Source organism: Nocardia sp. NPDC051981, assembly GCF_040680715.1.
Lineage (GTDB): Bacteria > Actinomycetota > Actinomycetes > Mycobacteriales > Mycobacteriaceae > Nocardia.
On sequence record NZ_JBFAXK010000014.1, the window covers coordinates 49,393 to 67,378 of the forward strand.

A 17,986-nucleotide genomic window follows, 5' to 3' on the forward strand; every position below is an offset into this window, starting at 1 on the left:
GGTGTCCCTCGACAGGGTCGTCGAGGGGTTGCCGCACCCGAGTCGGGCAGCATTAGATCACGGTGAAATGGTCAATGGACCAGTTTTTGAAATGATCGTGGTTCAGTTTTTTGAGTGCCGCGGCGGACCAGGTCGTCATGGAACGGTGGGCGGCCGCACGGTCAGCCCGCGTCTGCGGGCGAACGCACTGTAGACGTTGGGACACAGGATCTTCACGCCACTGCCAGAACGCTTGCCCGCGCGGGTGCAGACCCAGCCGCCACAAGGCGTTGGCACGTATCTCGACCGTGGTTGTGCCAAACCACCATCGACCTGGCATATTCCCGAGACGAATCGCAGCTATCCAGGAGTAAGTAGCCGCGTTCACTCATTTCGAGTACTGGCCCTGGGGAAGTGCAGATGCGCACTCGATTTCGCTGTCTCGTCCCGGCCGGGCTCGCCATGGCCGCCACCCTGCTCCTGGTGCCCGGGGCCGCCCGCACCGCACCGGAAAGACACATCGGCGTGCTCGGCGACGATTTTCTCTGGGGTGTGGCGGCCGCCGGATTCCAATCCGAAGGCCAGTCACCCGACAGCAATTGGACCCGTTACATCGAAGACAATCCGGGCTGGGATCGCCTCGGCGACTCCGTCGATTTCCATTCCCGGTTCCGGTCGGATATCGCCTTGGCCGAGAATCTCGGCGTCAAGGTGTTTCGGATCGACGTGGAATGGGAACGACTGGACGAACACGCCCGGCGGCTCGGCGCCCGCCCCGGCGGGGATGTGTGATCTTCCGGTCCGGCCCGAGGGCATCTACTTTGCGCTGCAACACTATTCGCAACGGTTTCCCGGCAAGCCATTATGGATCGTGGAGAACGGCATGCCCACCGAGAACGGGCAACCCCGCGCAGACGGTTACATCCGCTCCGGGCATCTGCGAGACACCGTCTACTGGCTGCAGTGCGCGAAGTCTGACGGCATGAACCTCATCGGCTACCGGTCGAGATCAAGCTGCCGTTCCGCTGATGAGCGTCGCTCTGTCGAAGCCGCCCCGAGAACGGGAAGCAGATCCCGGATCGGACGTGCAGAGGTGAAGACCAGGTGATAGCCGACCGCGGCGCACCGCTGGATCGCCGACCGGATTCGGTAGTTTGTGGCCTGTTTTGGTGTGTAAAGCCGCCCGCTCGTGGACTCGGCATCGGGCCCGGTTCGGCGAACGGGCTGATCGGGTGCTTCAGACACGCCGTCTACAAAGGAATCGACGACGGAATGGAAATCCATCGGCATGCAGCCGCATCAGTGCCGGTGAATGCCTGCCCGAGCTACGCTTCAGCCACGGTGTACCGGCTGGTTGCCGGTACACTGGCCAGTGGCTTCGGTGATTGCCGAGGGCATCCAAGGCCTCTCTGCGGATCTCACATCGCGGTGCCGCCCTGATTCCGCGAAAGGGCGAATGTGATAGCCTCCGCCGACGAAACGACCGACCAGCCTCCATCGGATGTCGATATGGAAACCGATGCGCCGGAAGCGGATTCAACCTTCGAGGTCGCAGTCGACCCAGCGGAGCGAGGTGGTGCCGGGGATGATTCCGACTGGGATGACAGCGAGTCCCCGGCACTGCGACGGGCGCGCAAGGAAGCCGCGCTCACGGCCGGTGGGGATTCGACGCGCGCGTACCTGAAGCAGATCGGCCGTGTTCCCCTGCTGTCTGCGGAAGAAGAGGTGGATCTGGCGATCCGGATCGAGGTTGGACTGTATGCGGCGGAGAAGCTGCACGAGGAGCTCGCGTCGGGGTCCGGTATCACCGCCGCGCGTCGCCGCGACCTGACCTGGGTCGTGCAGGACGGCGTCAAGGCCAAGAACCACTTGCTGGAGGCGAATCTGCGCCTGGTGGTGTCGATCGCCAAGCGGTACACCGGACGCGGTATGGCCTTTCTCGACTTGATCCAGGAAGGCAATCTGGGCCTCGTTCGTGCGGTCGAAAAGTTCGATTACCGCAAGGGATTCAAATTCTCGACCTATGCCACCTGGTGGATCCGGCAGGCGATCAGTCGCGCCATGGCCGACCAGTCCCGCACCATTCGCATCCCGGTGCACGTGGTGGAGATCATCAATAAGCTCGGACGCGCCCAGCGTGCGCTGCTGCAGCAATTGGGCCGCGAGGCCACGCCCGAAGAGCTCGCGGAGGAACTGGACATCACACCCGCGAAGGTCCTGGAGATCCGGCAGTACGCGCGTGAACCGATCTCACTGGATCAGACGATCGGCGACGAGGGCAACAGCCAGCTCGGCGACTTCATCGAGGACACCGAGGCTGTCGTTGCGATCGACGCCGTGTCGTTCAGCCTGTTGCAGCGCCAATTGCAGTCGGTGCTCGACACGCTCAACCCGCGGGAAGCAGGTGTGATGCGCCTGCGCTACGGCCTGGATGATGGGCTGCCCCGGACCCTCGACGACATCGGGAAGGTCTACGGCGTCACGCGTGAACGAATTCGTCAGATCGAATCGAAGACCATGTCGAAGCTGCGCCATCCGTCACGCTCACAGGCCCTGCAGGACTACCTCGACTGACCGGTCCTCCTCTGTGGTTCCCAGCCGTTCGGCCCTGGCCACCGGAGAACGCGGCGGCACCCCAACACCCCGATCGGCGAGCACGCACGATAGATCGACTGCGGCACAACATGTTCCGGCGGGGTTTCCGCCGGCGGTCACGGAAGGCGGAACGTGGCCCGCACTTCAGTCCCGAACGATGCTTGTGGCACCGCGGCGCCGAGAGGCGTAGGCGTATCGGCGGTCGCGGCGAATCGAACGGCTCATACCGACGAATTGCGTCTATCGTTGATGTGGAGGGATTTCACCGCTGCCGAACCTGTCCAGGCCCTTTCGGACCATCTTCCTCAGTGGTTGTCACGAAAGGCACGATCGGCGATGGGTGGCAGCTGGCACAGTACCGACGCCGTGATGGTGACCGTCGCAGAAGCCGCCATACCCATCACAGGACTGGACTGGGTTCATGCTGTAGCGAGCCTGCCCAGCATCGACTCACCCGACATGCAAGCCTGGATCAACCGCCAGCACAACACGACCGACCAACCCGACCACACCGTCGTCACCCCCAACGACATATACCCCGACAGACTACGTCCACTGCCACACCGCCAGATCTGCGTCCCCCCAAGCGAATACGCCACATTCACCGCTCTACTCACCGAGCGTGAACGCCACGCAACCACCACTCGTACTGCGCCGGACATGTCGGTTAGCCGGGGAACCCGTTCTAGAGCAGGTCCACGGTGAAGAACGCGCGAACGGGTCGGTGCCCGGTTCCTTCGTGACCGCTCCGCCGCCATGACCGTGCAGGCGCCGTTTGACTACGGGTCTCGCCGAGACGTCCACTCCGGATGGAGTCGCTGCGGCGGCGCATCGGATCGTGGTGTTCCGCGTCGAGCCGATCTGATCGAATATCATACGGAATCCGTACAAACCGATCGGAAGTAGCGCGTATGAGTTCGACAGCGGATCAGGCAGGGGCTCGGCGCCGCAGGCAGCTCACGGTTGCCGTCAAGGATGCGCTGCGCGACTTGAACATTCAGCTGTCGCTGCTCAACCGCCGGTTCGGCGGCCGAATCGAACTCAGAGACGTCGAGTGGACCTGCCTCGACCTCATCAATCGGCATGGTCCGTTGACCCCGACCGAGTTGGCGCGCCGGGTCGGCCTGCATCCCGCGACGCTCACCGGAATTCTCGATCGGTTGCAGAAGGGCGGCTGGATTGTGCGCGAGCGCGACCCCGAATCGACTGACCGCCGTGCGGTCGCGCTGCGGGGCGTCAGCGAACGCAACGCCGAGTTGTTCGGGGTGTTCGCCGGAATGAGCAACAGGATGGACGAACTGTGCGACCACTACTCCGAGGCCGAACTCGAGGTGATCGCCGACTTTCTCCGCAGGACCAGCTCCGCCGGGCACGAATCAGCCGATGAATTGGCCGACAGCTGAGAGGAAATCGCAGATCACCGGAGCGGACGATGCCCGCACCGAAATCGGCCGCCTCACCGCAGCGCTCGCCACGAGTGTGCTGTTCTTCCTGGCAATCTGAGCACCTGATGATCCCGGCGGGGCCGGAGCCGCAGGTTTGCGGCTTCGGCCCCGTTCTCGTTATCGGGTTGTGGATTCAGATGTGGTCGACCAGGCCTCTGGCACCCTCGGACAGGGCACAGTGCGCACAGCAGAAGAACCTGCCGTCCGCCTCCACGCCGTGACCGATGATCTTGCAGTTGCAGTGCTCGCAGATGGGTGCCATTCGGTGGATCGCACATTCGAAGCAGTCGAAAACGTGCCGCACTCCCTGAGCTTCGACGACGATCGGCATCGCGTAATCGTTACCGCAAACCTCGCATGCGCTCATGGATCGAACGCTACTCCGTGGGACCGGTTCGGCGTCTGCAGTTCCGATTTATAGGCCCTTGACCTGCGGGGTTGTGGTGCCGAACTGGCTGCCTCGGCTATGCCGGCAGGCCGGCCCGACGGCGGGCCACGGCGGCGACGGCGGCCCAGTCCTTGTCGCCGTCGCCGTGGGCGAGGGCGTCGAGGAAGGCGTCGCGCAGCACGCTGCCGAAGGGCAGCGGGACGTTCGCCGCGGCGCCGGCGGTCAGGGCCAGGTTGACGTCCTTGAGGCCGAGCGGCAGCCGGAAGCCGGCCGGTTCGTAGCGGCGCTCGGCGACCATTTCGCCGTAGCCGGTGTAGATCGGACCGGGAAACAGTGTGCCGCTGAACATTTCGACCAGGTCGGTGGGCCGGACACCGTGGGACTCCGCCAGACTGCACGCCTCGGCCATGGACTCGATGGCGCAGGCGATCAGGAAGTTGGCGCTGATCTTCGCGGCGTTGGCCTGGCTGGGGCGGGTGCCGAAAGGCCAGGTGCGCCGGCCCATCGCGGACAGCAACGGTGCGGCCTGCGCCAGCGCCGTGTCACCGCCGGCGGCGAGGATGTTCAGTTCGCCGGCGGCGGCTACCTGGGGCCGGCCCAGGACGGGCGCGGCGATGTATCCGATGCCGTGCTCGGCGTACAGGGCTGCGGCCCGGTCGGCGAGCGTGATCGAGACCGTCGCCATGTTGACGTGCACGGCGGCCTTCGCGCCGGCCAGCAGCGCCGGGTCGAGCAGCAGCTGTTCGACGGCGTCGTCGTTGGCCAGCATGGAGACGACCGCCTCGGCGGCGAACACCTCAGCGATGCTCCCGGCCGCGTTGGCGCCCTGGGCGACCAGCGCGGCGACCGGCTCGGGGGAGCGGTTCCAGACCAGGAGCCGATGGCCGGCCCGCAGCAGGCTGGCGGCCATGCCCTGTCCCATTGCGCCGAGCCCGATGAAACCAACTGTCATTCCGGTCATCGCATACTCCTCGTTGTCGTCGTCGGCCGACCGGCTGGGCGGCGGCAGTCTCCAGGTCGAAGGCCAGTGGGACCGGGCCGGACGGACCGAGCCCGATTCATCGTCCTCCCCTGGTCCCAGATCGCCTCGTCCGACATCGCCGTTGTCTATCCCGCGGTGCGGTTTTCGCTGCTGAGCAGCCACGCCTGCTTCTCGAGTTGATTGAGCATCGAGATACGACGTTCGCCGATGACGACTGGCGCAGCACGAGCCCCGACTTGACCGGCGACGTCTACCGGCAGAATCTGACGGCCCTGTGGGAGCTGGTGACCGTCACCGGGGCCGGCACGTTCACGCTCGCCCGCGCTCTCGGTGTAAGGCCGTCGAGCGGCGCCGCCGCTGGGCGGCGGTGAGGAAGGCGTAGAGCCCACCGGCGATGAGACTGCCCGATAGCCAGGAGAAGTCGGTATTGGCCAGGGCCTTGGCAAGAGGGCCTTGCATCGCGGGGACCAGGCCGTATTGCCAACCCCAACTGGCGAGCAAGCCGGCCACGACGCTTACCAGGCCGGGGGTATTGAACTTGCCGTAGGCCGAGGCCGTGGCATCGCGGTACAGGTCGGGGATCGACGGGGTGCGGCGGTGGATCAGGAAATAATCGACGAGCAGGATGGACATCCAGGGACTGATCCACATGAGTATGGAAACCATCCAATTGTCGAAGGCGTGGGCGAAGCTCGATGAGTTGATGAAGATGGCCAGAACGACAGCGGCGATCGCACCGGCGAAGAGGGTGATCTTCCAGCGGGCGGTGCGGATGCCGATGGTCAGGGCGGCCAGCGAGCATGAGTAGAGGTTGAGGATATTGGTGGCGACCGGGCCGTGCATGATCAGCAGGAGTACGGGGATCGCGAGGGCACCGAAAGTTCCGACGACCAGGGTGGACGGGTCGGCGCTGCCGCCGGCGCTCGCGAGACAGGCGCCGAGGGCAGCGAGCCAGACCGTCGGAATGTACATGCCGGAGGCCGAAGCCCAGAAGACCGTCCGGGCGGGCAGCTTCGGCCGGGCGAAGCGGCTGTAGTCGGCGGCGTAGGGGATCCAGGTCAAGCCCCAGCCGCCGCCGATGGCGGTGACGAGCTGTGTGATGGCCGTGAGCTTTTCGGCGGGGGTGTCGGCCTTGGCGGGTGACCAGTCCAGGTGGGTTCGGGCGAGCACCACCACCGTCATCACCATCATGACCGCGACAGTGAGCGGTACCGTGTACTTCTCGAAGGCGCGGATGGCGTAGAAGCCGTACAGCGCGAGGGCGAGCTGCACGGCCATGATGACCGCCGCCACAGCGATTTTCAGCCCCAGACCACCTCGGATGCCTATCTGCTCGAGTACGGCCAGTACCAGGTCGAGCACCACCCAGCTGTTCACGCCGACCCAGGCCATGGTCAGCAGACCCTGCACGATGGCCGGCAGCGCCGCGCCGCTGATACCGAAGGCCGAGCGCCCCAGCACCATCTGATTGACCGCGGTGCGGTGACCGATCACATTGAACAGGCCGAATATCGCGCAGCCGAAAAGATTTCCGACCACAACGACGATCAGGGTCTCGAACAGGCTGAGCCCGAGGGTGATGCCGAGCGCACCGAGCACCCAGTTGATGGGAGCGATATTCGCACCGCACCAGATCCAGAACAGTTCCCAGGATGAGCAGTCGCGCTCCTGGTCGGGGATGGGCAGGATGCCGTGCTCGTCGAAGCGGACGCCAGTATCGGTGTCGGACGTGATCTCAGCGGTGCCGGGAGGTTGCGGAGTGGACATAGCGGTGTTCCTTCGTAGTGAGGTACCTCATAACAGCACCGTCAATGCCAAGGAGGGGATGGATGTTCATCCACCAATTGCCAGCGCTCCGTGTACATTCCGACAGGTGTTGACTATTGGCCGGCTCGTCGCGGATTCCGCCCTCGGGCTGCGAGTCGTGACGGCGGAACTCACCGAATCGTTGGGGACGGAGATCCACTGGCTGCACACGACGGAGCTTGCCGATCCGTCGCCCTATGTCCGGTCCGGTGAACTCGTGCTCACCAATGGTTTGTGGCTGTCACATGTTTCGGCGGACCGGTTCGTGGCGGCCGTCGCGCGGGCCGGTGCGGCCGGGTTGGTGTTCGGGCTCACGGCGCAAACGCCGTCGCTGCCCGAAGGGCTTGCCGCGCTGTGCCTTTCACACGGGTTGCCGCTCATCGAGCTGTGTGTCGGGGTGCCGTTCGCCGCGCTCACGCGAGCGGCCGCTCGGATCCAGAACGAGGTGCTGCAGGCGGAACTGACCGCCACTGTCCATCGTGGCGACGCCCTCGCCACCGCTCTCTCGCGCGGCAGCGGTGCGGCGGGTGTACTCGAAATCCTGCGCGGTGAAACGGAATTGCCACTGCTCGTGGTAGATCGCAAAGGCCGCTGCCTGGCCAGTATCGGCTGTGAGCCGACCGATGCGCAGGTGCGGATGGCCGCGGCCGCGCTCAATCGCACCCCGCCGCCGATCGAAGTCGATCTGCTCGGGCCCGGGCCGGCGGTGCTGTATCTCGTGGAGGGTGCGATGGGGGAGATCGACGCCGGACTCTATTGCCTGGAACCGGCCGCGACTCTCACCGCGGCCGATCGGGACGCGCTGGCCCAGGCGGCCCGCTTCCTGAGCTTGGAGGTCACCAAACAGCAGGCCGTACACGCCATCGAGGCGCGTTTCGCCGCCGAGCTATTGGAGATGATCCTCTCCGGGCCGCGAAGCAACGGTGAGGTGATTCGCCGCCTGCGCGCCTATGGCGTGCCACCGGACCGGCCGCTGGGAGTGCTCGTGTCCGCACCGGTCGCCGCCTCCGACACCGATGCCCTGCCCGGCGATATCGCCCACGCGGTCGGCGCGTTCTTCGCCACCCACGGCATCCCCGTGTTCACCGCGGCGGGCAGCCGGGATGTGGTGTCCATCTGCCTGTGGGAGCGCTCGGCGGACGAGTTGGCGCGCTTCGCCCGCGACCTGGCCGCGGAGGTCGGCAGACGGGTCTCCGCCGAACGGGTCGTGATCGGCGTGGGAGATATCGCCACGGCCGGGGGACTGCGGGAATCGCTGGTCCGCTCCCGCGAGGTCTGTCAGATCTTGCGAGTGCAGCAGGGCCCGGACACCGCTGTCTTCGCCGATATCGCGACCTTCCGGATGCTGCTCGGCCTGCTCGACGACCAGGTGCGGCAACGGTTCTCGGAGCAGGTGCTGGGCGTCATCCGTGACCACGACGCCCGCACCCGCACCGACCTCGAACACACCCTGCGCACCTTCCTCGCACACGACGGCCAGTGGGCGGTCACGGCCGCTGCCCTGCACGTCCACGTCAATACCCTGCGCAATCGCATGGCCCGCATCGCGGAGCTGACCGGCCGCAATGTCAATCGCCTCGAGGACACCATCGACCTGTACCTGGCCCTGGTGGCCGAACCGCTGGGCCCGTGAGCGTGTGCTACCGCGGGTAGACGGCTTCGTCCACGTCGTAGGCGGGCAGGGGACGGGTCGGGGTGTGGGGGTCCTCCCGTGCCCAGGCCGCTACGTCGCGGCAGCGGCCGAAGGTGACGTCTCCGTGTTCCTGGGCGTAGGCGATCAGGTTGCGCAGGGCCAGCATTCGGCCCGGACGACCGGTCAGGAACGGATGCATGCACACATTGAACAGACAGCCGTAGTGACGCATGCCGTCGAGCTCGGCCCGCCACATCTGCTCGACCTTGACCGGGGACTCGATGACCGAGCCGATGCGCGGTGCGGGCAGGTACGCGTACTGCTCCCAGTCGTCCAACGACCAGTGCACGGGCAGTTCGATTTACCGGGCCCTGCGGGGTGTCCACGTGGTACGGCCGGTCATCGCCCATCAGCGATGAGTCGTAGGCCAGGCCGTATTCCGCTATCAGGGAAAGGGTTTCGCGACTCGCGCTCCACATCGCGGCGCGATGCCCGGCGATCTCGATGCCCTGCGACGTGAATACCTGCAGGGCGCGTTCGAAATCGGCGCGCTCGGCGCCGGCGGGCAGTGAGGTGGGCGGCCGGTGGCTGTAGGAGTGGTGCGCGACCTCGTGCCCGCGCTCGACGATCGACGCGGCCAGTCCCGGGCGTTGTTCGGCGACCCAACCGGGTACGAAGAACGTTGCGGGAACACCCATCTCGTCGAGCAGGTCGAGAATCCGCGGCACCCCCACGTCCGGTCCGTAGGCCTGGTGGGACATCACCATGGGGTGCTCGGCGTAGTGCCGGCCCTCGGCGAGGATCGGCGTCTCGCCGTCCACGTCGAAGGTCAGCGTCGCCACCGCGGCCCCGCCGCGGGTCCAGGTCCGAGCGCTCATTCGCCGGTGCGCTCGCGCCAGGCCGCGGCGCAGTCCAGGGTTGCCATGGGGTGCAGCATCTCATGATCGAACGAGGAGAGTTCAACCCCGGTCTCGACCCGGCGCGGCAGGTCCGGATTGGCCAGTGCGCCCGTACCCAGCGACAAGATGTCGGCGTGCCCGCCGGTCAGCACATCGGCGGCCTGGGGCAGATTGTGCATGCCCCCGTTGGCGATGACCGGGCGACCGGACACCTCCCGGGCCAGCTGGGTGACGGTCGTGCCGCTGGGGAGTTTCGCGGTCTCGAGGAAATCCCGGCCCTCGCTGGCGATGTGCAGGTACGTCGCCTCGGTCAGGGCCGCGAAGATGGTGCGCGCGTCGGCCTCACCCTCGGGCCAGCGATAGGTGAAGTCGTTGACCTTGGTCTGCGACAGCCGGACTCCGATCGGGAAGTCCCCGAGGGCGTCACGAATCGCACGCAGCACCCGCGCGGTGAGCCGGATGCGATTCCGCACCGGCCCGCCGTATTCGTCGGTGCGCTGGTTGGTGTAGTCGGTCAGGAATTGATCGAGCAGATAGCCGTTGGCCCCATGGATCTCGACGCCGTCGAAGCCGGCCGCACGGGCGTTCTCCGCCGCCGCGACGAAACCGGCCACGACATCGTCGATGTCGTGCGCGGTCATCTCCCGGGGCGCGTTCCACGCTCCACCGACCCCGCCGTAATCGACCATCATCTGCCCGCGCGGCGCCACCGCGGACGGCCCGATGGTCGCGAAACCGTGCGCATTGCCCTGGGAAATGGCTCCGGCGTGCATCAGCTGAGCGACGATCGGAGTCCCGGCCGCGTGCACGGCGTCGACCACCGCGCGCCAGCCCACAACGTGCTGTTCGGTGACCAGGCCGGGCTGGTTGAAGTAACCCTGGCTGTGGGCGGCGTCCGGATAGATGCCCTCGGTGATGATCAGGCCGAATCCGCCCAGCGCGTATTCGCGGTAATACGCGGCCATCTGCTCGGTGGGAGTGCCGTCGGGGGTGGCCGAGACCCGGGTCATCGGCGCCACGGCGAATCGGTTGCGCAGTTTCAGGGTGTCCAGCCCGAACGGCTCGAGCGCGGGGTGGGCGAGTTCGGTGGTGATCATCGGTGGTTCTCCTCGCTGGTCGGGGGAAGGACGGTCAGGGCCAGTGGCGTGGGTCGAGCCCCATTGATGGGGTTGTGGTCTTGCGGACAGGCGGAAACCACCACCAGGCAGTCCATTTCGGCGCGGAAGGTGATGGCGTCACCGGGCACGGTGGCGGCCTCGAGCCAGGTCAGGCTCTCGTCCGCGGCTACCGGAATGCGCATGAAGACATTGATCGGTTGCGGAATGAACGGCGGCGCACCGTATCCCAGCTCGGCCACGGTATGGCGCAGATTGTCGGCGCAGTTGGCGTGTTCCGGATCCCCGTACGCCGCATAGCGTTCCGGGTCACAGGCGGCGATCAACATGTCGTGCACGCCCGGCGAGGTGTCGTCGGCATACGTGAGGATCGGTCGCCGCCGGTTGGTCACGAATGACTCGCCGAGCGCGGGAAACAGTCGCGCGGTGTGGGTGCGCGTGTGAGAGGCGCTGTGGTGCTCGGTGAGGTCGTGGGCGTTGTAGGCGAACACGTCACCCACCTGGCCGCCCTCGACGTCGGTGATCCGCAACCTCTCACCGGCGCTCAGGGTCACCGCTCGGGCTCGCCTCGCCGGCACGGTAATCGGCTCCGGATGGCTCAACACTGTCATGGAGGTCAGTCAACCGAACAATAGGGCGCTGTCGAAATGGATGATCACACAGCATCATTGGAATTCGGTGGACCTTCCTACATATCGAAGCGGAAATACTTCTGGGTAGCGTTCTGTCCATGACCACCGCCACCGCCATGGGGCAGGCGCTCGCAGCGGGCGACACGACCTCGACCCACCTGGCCGCAGTCGCCGTGGACCGGGCCCGGCAATCGGATTCGACCGCGGTACTCGTCACCGTCACCGCCGAGCGCGCCGGATACCAGGCCGCGGCTGCCGATCGCCGCCGCCTGCGCGGCACCCGGCGCGGTCCGCTCGACGGAGTCCCGATCGCGTGGAAGGACGTCTTCGATATCCAGGGCACGGTCACGACCAGCGGTTCGGCCGGCCACCTGCACGACGAACCCGCCGCGGTGGACAGCCGCCTCGTCCGGCGCGCCCATGACAGCGGGCTGGTCACCATCGGCAAGACCAACCTCAGCGAGTTCGCCTTCTCCGGTCTCGGGATCAACCTCCACTTCGGCACCCCCGCCAATCCCGTCGACCCGGAGCTGGTCCCGGGCGGCTCCTCATCCGGATCCGCGGTGGCCGTCGCGCGGGGTATCGTCCCGCTGGCGGTCGGCACCGACACCTCGGGATCGGTACGGGTGCCCGCCGCCTACTGCGGAATCATCGGGTATCGCGCCAGCCCGGGACGTTACGGTGCGAACGACTTCGCGCCCCTGTCCAGCACACTCGACAGCACCGGCATCCTCGCCACCAGCGTGAACGACATCATCGCTCTCGACCGGATCTTCGCGCCCATGCGACGCGGCGAGCACACGCCGCGTCGGCGATTCGTCGTTCCCGGCGGCGAGTGGACAGAAGACGTCACGCCCGGGATCGCCGCCGATTTCGAAGCCGCACTTGCCGAAATCCGCCGCGCCGGAGCGGATATTCGCAGGCGCGACATGGTATCGCTGAGTGCCGCACAGGAATTGATGGATGGCGGCGGCACCATCGTGGGCGCGGAGGCATACCGTCTGCACCGTCACCGTCTCGGCTCCGGCCTGCCGATCGAGCCCGCCACCCGGCGAAGACTCGAAAGCAACTCGCGCACAGCGGATTCCATCGCCCCGGTGTACGCCGGGATGAGCGCCCTGCGCGCGGAATTCGCCGCTGAACTCGACGGTGCGGCACTGCTGTGCCCTACCGTGCGTCACCCACCGCCGCGGCTGGCCGATCTCCGCGACCCGGCCGGCTACGACAGCGCGAATGCCGCCACTCTGCGCACCACGATGGTCCTCAGCTACCTGGGCACCTGCGGAATCACGCTACCTGTCGGGGCTTCGGCAGGCGGGCCCGTGACTGGGCTGCTGCTGTCGCTGCCGTCCGGGCGCGACGGCGACCTGCTGGCGCAGGCCGAGTGGGCGCGGCACATCTTCGTGAACGCGCGGACGTCGTGACGGCCGTGCGTGCGGCCGGACCGCGTCGCGAGCCGCTGACCCGCCACTCCGATGTCCATCGCCGGACAGCTAGTCGAACGGTGCATAGGCTGCAAGGTGACGATCGAGATCCAATTCGAGGACCTTGTCCGAGCCCGCCGACGCCGGCATCCGTTCGCGACCTCGGCTGCGATGTCCGAGGAATAGCCTCGTCTGACCCCGATCGCGCGGAAAACAGGTATGGGGGTAGGTAGATATCCCGTCGTCCGAGCGGCGGTTCCCGAAGAAGGTGGTGGGGGACAGGTCAGGCACTACCGCTCGGGAACATCATGGATGCACGGAATCAACAGCGACGTCGCGACGCATTCTGGGTTCGGTCGGCGCTGAGTCAGCTGGAGTTTCTCGCGTCCGGCAGATCGATCGAACCGGACGCGAGGTCGGTGATCGAATTCGCGATCCGGTGGGCGCCGTTCGGTGGTGCGAGTGCGGGCGAGCTGTTGGTGGCATTCGGTGTCGACCGGCGGCGCTTCATGACGCTGCTCGAGCAAGGGTTGGGGATTCGGCGATCCGACAACTCGGAGGAGCGGTGGTTCAAGCAGAGATTGTCGGACGCGTTGACCTCGGCGTGGCGCGTTGATGGCCGCATCAGGGCTGGTGATGTTCGATGCTGACCCGCGCCGAGGAAGCCCGGTTTGTGGCCCAGGGCGATGTGCACGTGCGGATCTGGTTGGGCGGAACGGTGTTCGACTACCGGGCAACCGTGGCCGCCGCGCGGAATCTGATTCATGATTGTCGCCGAAAGTGCTGGTGTGCAATCGAATTGATCATCCAGGAGATCGAGGAATCACTGCCGGAATCGCGCCTGCCGAACGAGCGATTGTTCCTCGATCCGCGGCGCAAGAAGTCGGTACGAGTCGAGAACGAGGTCTGGGCAACGGCCGCCGGCGTGATGTTCTCGAAGCCGTGAGCCGGATCGGCAACCCGAGCTTCGTAGATTCGACGGCGACCACGCAGGACATCCCGCTGTCCTGGCCGGACGCCCGGGCTCGAATCCAGAAGTTGCTGCCCTGAGGGCCGCCGAGCGGTAGATCTAGGAGTGGTTGTGGGTCAAAAGATTCGTTTGATCAGCGTTTCCCTTCTCGGCCGGAATGCTCCATGACGCGATGGTCAGTCCCGAATACCGGCGGGCGCGGGTGCCGGAGTTGGACGGGCCGCATGCCGAGCCGTCGATTCGGCACGACTCGGACGACATGATCGCCACCGTGTCCAAACCCCTTGCCCTGGACCGCATCCCGGGCCGGCTGTCGAAGGCGTGGCCGGCCGGCATGCGCCTGGACTACTCCGAGCGTTGGTCGCCGTTCGCCGGCGGGTGGCCCGGGCGGCGGTCCGGGGCACCATTTCCGCGATCGGCTCGATGTCCGGCGTTCGCCGGGCCACCGATTCAGAGAGGTCGACGGCGCGGCTGATCAGCCTCGAAGCCGATCTGCCGGCGCTGCTGGAGGAGAAGAAACTCTGAGCCCGCTGTTGGGTGGTCCCCCGACCGACCACCCATTCGCCCTTCGGGCTCAGGGAGTCACGAACGTACCGAGCCCTGAGAACACGTTGATGGCTACGCCGTTGGCGGTGGCGGCAGCGGCGATCCGGCCGGCTCCGGTGTACACCGACACCGATGCCGGGGCGCAGTCGCAGGGCTGCTGCGCAATTGCTCGAATGGGCAGGTCGGTCACACCCGTTTTTCCGGTCGTCAGGTTCGCCCAGTGGATCTGCACGGCCGAGTCGGGCATGCTGCCACCATCGAACTGTGGTGGGGTGGCGACACCGAAGGTGGTGACACCGCGTTGCTCGCCGACGGTCGCCGTCAAGCCGATCGTGAACTGCTTCGGACCTCCCATCGATTGGGATACTTCCATCAACGGGAGCTGGAACGTGGTCGTCTCCGCGGCGTGAGCGACGGCGTGCTGCCCCAGAACCAGCGCGCTTGCCATTGCACCCGCGAAACCCAGCTTGCCGACCGTGCCGGCAACCCCGCGAATCACGTTCTTCGTCACTAGCCCTCCTCACAGTTGGTTCCTGCTGATTCCTGCGTGCATCGAGATCGGCGACGCGCTGACGACTGCCCTGAACGAGCACCCTGCCAGTAAAACAACCCGAGATCCGATATTCACGGCATCGCCCCGCGCGTCGCCGCGGGGCAAACCGGTCGCGGCACACTGCCGCCGAACGCGAGCTAGGAATTTGCTCGACAACGGGACACAATACTTGCAGGGATGACTGTTCCAGAGCGATCTGCCATTTTCGGCAGACCCACCTCGTCTGCACTGATTGGGGCGGAACTGACATGCACCGAGACGGTGAGCGACCCAAACGGCTCAGTGTTTCCGCGTTGGCGGCGGTAGCCAACCCGTCGTACTCACGAATCGATACCTGGAATCTGCTCGACGACGCGTGCCGTCAGCTGGCCGATGTCGACCGTGCCGGTCAGGACACCACACACGAAGCCGCGGTGGTGCGACGTCTCCTCGATCGTCTCGGCGCCTACGAGCGGTACTGGCTGTATCCGGGAGCGGAGCGACTGGCGGCGTTTCACAGATATGTCGCCGAGCTGGCCACGGCGCGGCTCACCGAGGAGGTGTCGCTGGCCGTACGCCTGCTCTCCGAGTACGGCGACCGCACAGCCCTTTTCGACACTTCCGCGCCATTGGCCGATCAGGAACTCGTGGCCCGGACAAAACAGCAGCAGTTCTATACCGTCGTGCTCGGCGACGATTCCCCGCTGGAGGCTCCCGAGAGCCTGGCGGAGAGCCTGCGGGCGCTGCGCGACCCGTCCGACGATGTGCAGTTCGAGCTGCTCGTCGTCACGAGCATCGAGGACGCCATCACCGCTGTGGCGTTGAACGGCGAGATTCAGGCGGCGATCATTCGCCATGACCTGCCGCTGCGTTCCCGCGACCGGGTGCCGCTGATGAACACGCTGCTCGGCGCCAACGAGGACGTGGTCGTAACCGACCGCACCCACGACTGGGTCGAATGTGGTGAGTGGATCAGGAAACTGCGGCCTCATATCGACCTGTATCTGCTGACCGACGAGTCGATCGCCGCCGAGACCGAGGGCGAGCTGGACGTCTACGATCGCACGTTCTACCGGCTCAACGATGTCACCGACCTGTACAGCACAGTGCTCGCCGGCATCCGGAACCGTTTCGCCACACCGTTTTTCGATGCGCTGCGGGCCTACGCGGCCGCACCGGTCGGCCAATTCCACGCCCTTCCCGTCGCGCGCGGCGCCAGCATCTTCAACTCCAAGTCGCTGCAGGACATGGGCGAGTTCTACGGCCGCAACATCTTCATGGCGGAGACGTCGTCCACCTCCGGCGGGCTGGACTCGCTGCTCGACCCGCACGGCACGATCCGGGCGGCCATGGACAAGGCCGCCGCGACGTGGTGCGCCGATCAGACGTACTTCGTCACCAACGGAACATCCACCGCGAACAAGATCGTCGTGCAGGCCCTGACCCGGCCGGGCGACATCGTGCTGATCGACCGCAACTGCCACAAGTCGCACCATTACGGCCTGGTGCTTGCCGGCGCGTACCCGATGTACCTGGACGCCTACCCGCTGGCGCCGTTCGCGATCTACGGAGCGGTGTCCCTGCACACCATCAAGAAGGCGTTGCTGGACCTCGAGGCTGCCGGGCAGCTGGACCGGGTGCGCATGCTGCTGCTCACCAATTGCACGTTCGATGGCATCGTCTACAACCCCCGGCGGGTGATGGAGGAGGTCCTGGCGATCAAGCCGGACATCTGCTTCCTGTGGGACGAGGCGTGGTACGCGTTCGCGACCGCGGTGCCGTGGGCCCGGCAGCGGACCGCGATGGTCGCCGCGGAGCAACTCGAATCGACATTGGCCTCGCCCGGGTACGCCCAGGAGTACCGCCGGTGGCAGGCGTCGATGGAGGGCGTGGACCGCGCCGAGTGGGCCGACCGCCGGCTGCTTCCCGACCCCGGGCGCGCGCGGGTGCGCGTGTACGCGACGCATTCCACCCACAAGTCGCTGTCGGCGCTTCGGCAGGCGTCGATGATCCATATCCGCGATCAGGATTTCGCGGCCCTCGTCCGCGAGATGTTCACCGAGGCGTTTCTGACCCACACCTCGACGTCGCCGAACCAGCAACTCCTGGCGTCGTTGGACCTGGCGCGCCGGCAGGTCGACATCGAGGGCTTCCAGCTGGTCCGCAACGTCTACGACATGGCGCTGGTCTTCCGGCACCGGGTCCGCAAGGACCGGCTGATCGGCAAGTGGTTCCGCATCCTGGACGAGGCCGACCTGGTGCCCGAGGAGTTCCGGGCCTCCGAAGTCAGCTCGTACCGGCAGGTCAGGCAGGGTGGGCTGGCGGAGTGGAACGAGGCGTGGCGGTCCGATCAGTTCGTGCTCGACGCGACGCGGGTCACCCTGTTCATCGGCAAGACGGGCATGAACGGATACGAGTTCCGCGGGAAGATCCTGATGGACCGGTTCGGCATCCAGATCAACAAGACCTCGATCAACAGTGTGCTGTTGATCTTCACGATCGGCGTCACCTGGTCGAGCGTGCAGTACCTGCTCGACGTGCTGCGGCGGATCGCCACCGACTTCGAGCGCGCCGAGAGCGCGGCCGGCAAGGCCGATCGCGCCCTGCACCTGCGCCGGGTCGACGCGATCACCAAGGATCTGCCCGCACTACCCGACTTCAGCGAGTTCGATACCGCCTTCCGTCCCGACGGCGCCAGCTCGTTCGGCGACATGCGATCGGCCTTCTATGCCGGATATGAGGAGTCCGACCGCGAACACGTCCTGCTCGGCGAGGCCGGGCGCCGGATCGCCCAGGGAAAGACCCTGGTGTCGACGACTTTCGTCGTCCCCTACCCGCCCGGCTTCCCGGTGCTGGTCCCGGGTCAGGTGATCTCGCGGGAGATCCTCTATTTCCTGGCCGAGCTCGACGTCAAGGAAATCCACGGCTACAACCCCGACCTCGGGTTGTCGGTCTTCACCGACGCCGCGCTCGCGCGGCTCACGGCCCGGCGCCTGGGTGTCGCCACGGTCAACGGTGTGCCGACTGTGATGAGGCAGGA

Annotated in this window: 13 protein-coding genes and 4 pseudogenes; 10 read left to right on the forward strand and 7 right to left on the reverse strand. The window is 66.2% G+C overall.

The window, feature by feature from the left end; all coding sequences use genetic code 11:
* Positions 1 to 399: 399 nt before the first annotated feature.
* From AB0L60_RS23670 to AB0L60_RS23680, 3 genes and pseudogenes are all read left to right on the forward strand, one after another.
* Positions 400 to 771, forward strand: coding sequence for a family 1 glycosylhydrolase (locus tag AB0L60_RS23670; RefSeq protein WP_364617509.1), 372 nt, complete (start codon positions 400 to 402; stop codon positions 769 to 771).
* Positions 772 to 1,479: 708 nt separating this feature from the next.
* A pseudogene (locus AB0L60_RS23675) lies at positions 1,480 to 2,553 on the forward strand (RNA polymerase sigma factor); the annotation flags it as partial.
* A 932-nt stretch (positions 2,554 to 3,485) separates the two neighbouring features.
* Positions 3,486 to 3,977 (forward strand): MarR family transcriptional regulator, encoded by a 492-nt coding sequence (locus tag AB0L60_RS23680; protein WP_364617511.1) that lies wholly within the window; start codon positions 3,486 to 3,488, stop codon positions 3,975 to 3,977.
* 506 nt (positions 3,978 to 4,483) lie between these two features.
* Here the strand turns inward: AB0L60_RS23680 and AB0L60_RS23685 are convergent.
* Together AB0L60_RS23685 and AB0L60_RS23690 are read right to left on the reverse strand one after the other, a co-directional pair.
* Positions 4,484 to 5,551 carry an NAD(P)-dependent oxidoreductase gene (locus AB0L60_RS23685; RefSeq protein ID WP_364617513.1) on the reverse strand — a complete coding sequence of 356 codons (1,068 nt, stop codon included), beginning with the start codon at positions 5,549 to 5,551 and terminating at the stop codon, positions 4,484 to 4,486.
* A gap of 147 nt (positions 5,552 to 5,698) precedes the next feature.
* Positions 5,699 to 7,156 (reverse strand): cytosine permease, encoded by a 1,458-nt coding sequence (locus AB0L60_RS23690; RefSeq protein WP_364617515.1) that lies wholly within the window; start codon positions 7,154 to 7,156, stop codon positions 5,699 to 5,701.
* Positions 7,157 to 7,262: 106 nt separating this feature from the next.
* On the opposite strand from AB0L60_RS23690, the gene AB0L60_RS23695 reads away from it, so the two are divergent.
* On the forward strand, positions 7,263 to 8,828 hold the full coding sequence (locus AB0L60_RS23695; RefSeq protein ID WP_364617517.1) for a PucR family transcriptional regulator ligand-binding domain-containing protein: 1,566 nt from the start codon (positions 7,263 to 7,265) through the stop codon (positions 8,826 to 8,828).
* A 7-nt stretch (positions 8,829 to 8,835) separates the two neighbouring features.
* Here the strand turns inward: AB0L60_RS23695 and AB0L60_RS23700 are convergent, their stop codons facing one another.
* The 4 genes and pseudogenes from AB0L60_RS23700 to AB0L60_RS23715 form a co-directional block, all read right to left on the reverse strand.
* Positions 8,836 to 9,177 carry a hypothetical protein gene (locus AB0L60_RS23700; protein ID WP_364617519.1) on the reverse strand — a complete coding sequence of 114 codons (342 nt, stop codon included), beginning with the start codon at positions 9,175 to 9,177 and terminating at the stop codon, positions 8,836 to 8,838.
* A 139-nt stretch (positions 9,178 to 9,316) separates the two neighbouring features.
* Positions 9,317 to 9,706 (reverse strand): annotated as a pseudogene (locus AB0L60_RS23705) (polysaccharide deacetylase family protein); the annotation flags it as partial.
* A complete protein-coding gene (locus AB0L60_RS23710) occupies positions 9,703 to 10,824 on the reverse strand; it encodes an NADH:flavin oxidoreductase (protein ID WP_364617521.1) in 1,122 nt (373 codons plus the stop codon). The pseudogene AB0L60_RS23705 and the gene AB0L60_RS23710, both read right to left, overlap by 4 nt.
* Positions 10,821 to 11,453 carry an urea carboxylase-associated family protein gene (locus AB0L60_RS23715; protein ID WP_364617523.1) on the reverse strand — a complete coding sequence of 211 codons (633 nt, stop codon included), beginning with the start codon at positions 11,451 to 11,453 and terminating at the stop codon, positions 10,821 to 10,823. The genes AB0L60_RS23710 and AB0L60_RS23715 overlap by 4 nt, the downstream gene beginning before the upstream one ends.
* A 119-nt stretch (positions 11,454 to 11,572) precedes the next feature.
* Here AB0L60_RS23715 and AB0L60_RS23720 point away from each other — a divergent pair, with 119 nt between their 5' ends.
* From AB0L60_RS23720 to AB0L60_RS23740, 5 genes and pseudogenes are all read left to right on the forward strand, one after another.
* Positions 11,573 to 12,898, forward strand: coding sequence for an amidase family protein (locus AB0L60_RS23720; RefSeq protein WP_364617525.1), 1,326 nt, complete (start codon positions 11,573 to 11,575; stop codon positions 12,896 to 12,898).
* A 419-nt stretch (positions 12,899 to 13,317) separates the two neighbouring features.
* Positions 13,318 to 13,548 carry a hypothetical protein gene (locus tag AB0L60_RS23725; RefSeq protein WP_364617527.1) on the forward strand — a complete coding sequence of 77 codons (231 nt, stop codon included), beginning with the start codon at positions 13,318 to 13,320 and terminating at the stop codon, positions 13,546 to 13,548.
* Positions 13,542 to 13,844, forward strand: a complete 303-nt coding sequence (locus AB0L60_RS23730; RefSeq protein WP_364617529.1) for a hypothetical protein — start codon at positions 13,542 to 13,544, stop codon at positions 13,842 to 13,844. Before AB0L60_RS23725 ends, AB0L60_RS23730 begins: the two co-directional genes overlap by 7 nt.
* Positions 13,845 to 14,040: 196 nt before the next feature.
* Positions 14,041 to 14,199, forward strand: a pseudogene (locus AB0L60_RS23735) (hypothetical protein); the annotation flags it as partial.
* 26 nt (positions 14,200 to 14,225) lie between these two features.
* Entirely contained in the window at positions 14,226 to 14,393 is a 168-nt protein-coding gene (locus tag AB0L60_RS23740) for a hypothetical protein (protein ID WP_364617800.1), read from the forward strand.
* Between the two features lie 49 nt (positions 14,394 to 14,442).
* On the opposite strand, the gene AB0L60_RS23745 is transcribed toward AB0L60_RS23740, so the two are convergent.
* The gene (locus AB0L60_RS23745) at positions 14,443 to 14,925 is read right to left on the reverse strand and encodes a hypothetical protein (RefSeq protein WP_364617531.1); all 483 of its coding nucleotides are present in this window, start codon (positions 14,923 to 14,925) and stop codon (positions 14,443 to 14,445) included.
* 290 nt (positions 14,926 to 15,215) lie between these two features.
* On the opposite strand from AB0L60_RS23745, the pseudogene AB0L60_RS23750 reads away from it, so the two are divergent.
* Positions 15,216 to 17,957, forward strand: a pseudogene (locus AB0L60_RS23750) (aminotransferase class I/II-fold pyridoxal phosphate-dependent enzyme); the annotation flags it as partial.
* Positions 17,958 to 17,986 lie beyond the last annotated feature (29 nt).

Bases quoted from the DNA above. Each gene is read 5' to 3' on its own strand.
- AB0L60_RS23670 (WP_364617509.1), top strand. From the start codon at position 400: ATGCGCACTCGATTTCGCTGTCTCGTCCCGGCCGGGCTCGCCATGGCC.
- AB0L60_RS23690 (WP_364617515.1), bottom strand. From the start codon at position 7,156: ATGTCCACTCCGCAACCTCCCGGCACCGCTGAGATCACGTCCGACACC.
- AB0L60_RS23710 (WP_364617521.1), bottom strand. From the start codon at position 10,824: ATGATCACCACCGAACTCGCCCACCCCGCGCTCGAGCCGTTCGGGCTG.
- AB0L60_RS23720 (WP_364617525.1), top strand. From the start codon at position 11,573: ATGACCACCGCCACCGCCATGGGGCAGGCGCTCGCAGCGGGCGACACG.
- AB0L60_RS23680 (WP_364617511.1), top strand. From the start codon at position 3,486: ATGAGTTCGACAGCGGATCAGGCAGGGGCTCGGCGCCGCAGGCAGCTC.
- AB0L60_RS23730 (WP_364617529.1), top strand. From the start codon at position 13,542: ATGCTGACCCGCGCCGAGGAAGCCCGGTTTGTGGCCCAGGGCGATGTG.
- AB0L60_RS23715 (WP_364617523.1), bottom strand. From the start codon at position 11,453: ATGACAGTGTTGAGCCATCCGGAGCCGATTACCGTGCCGGCGAGGCGA.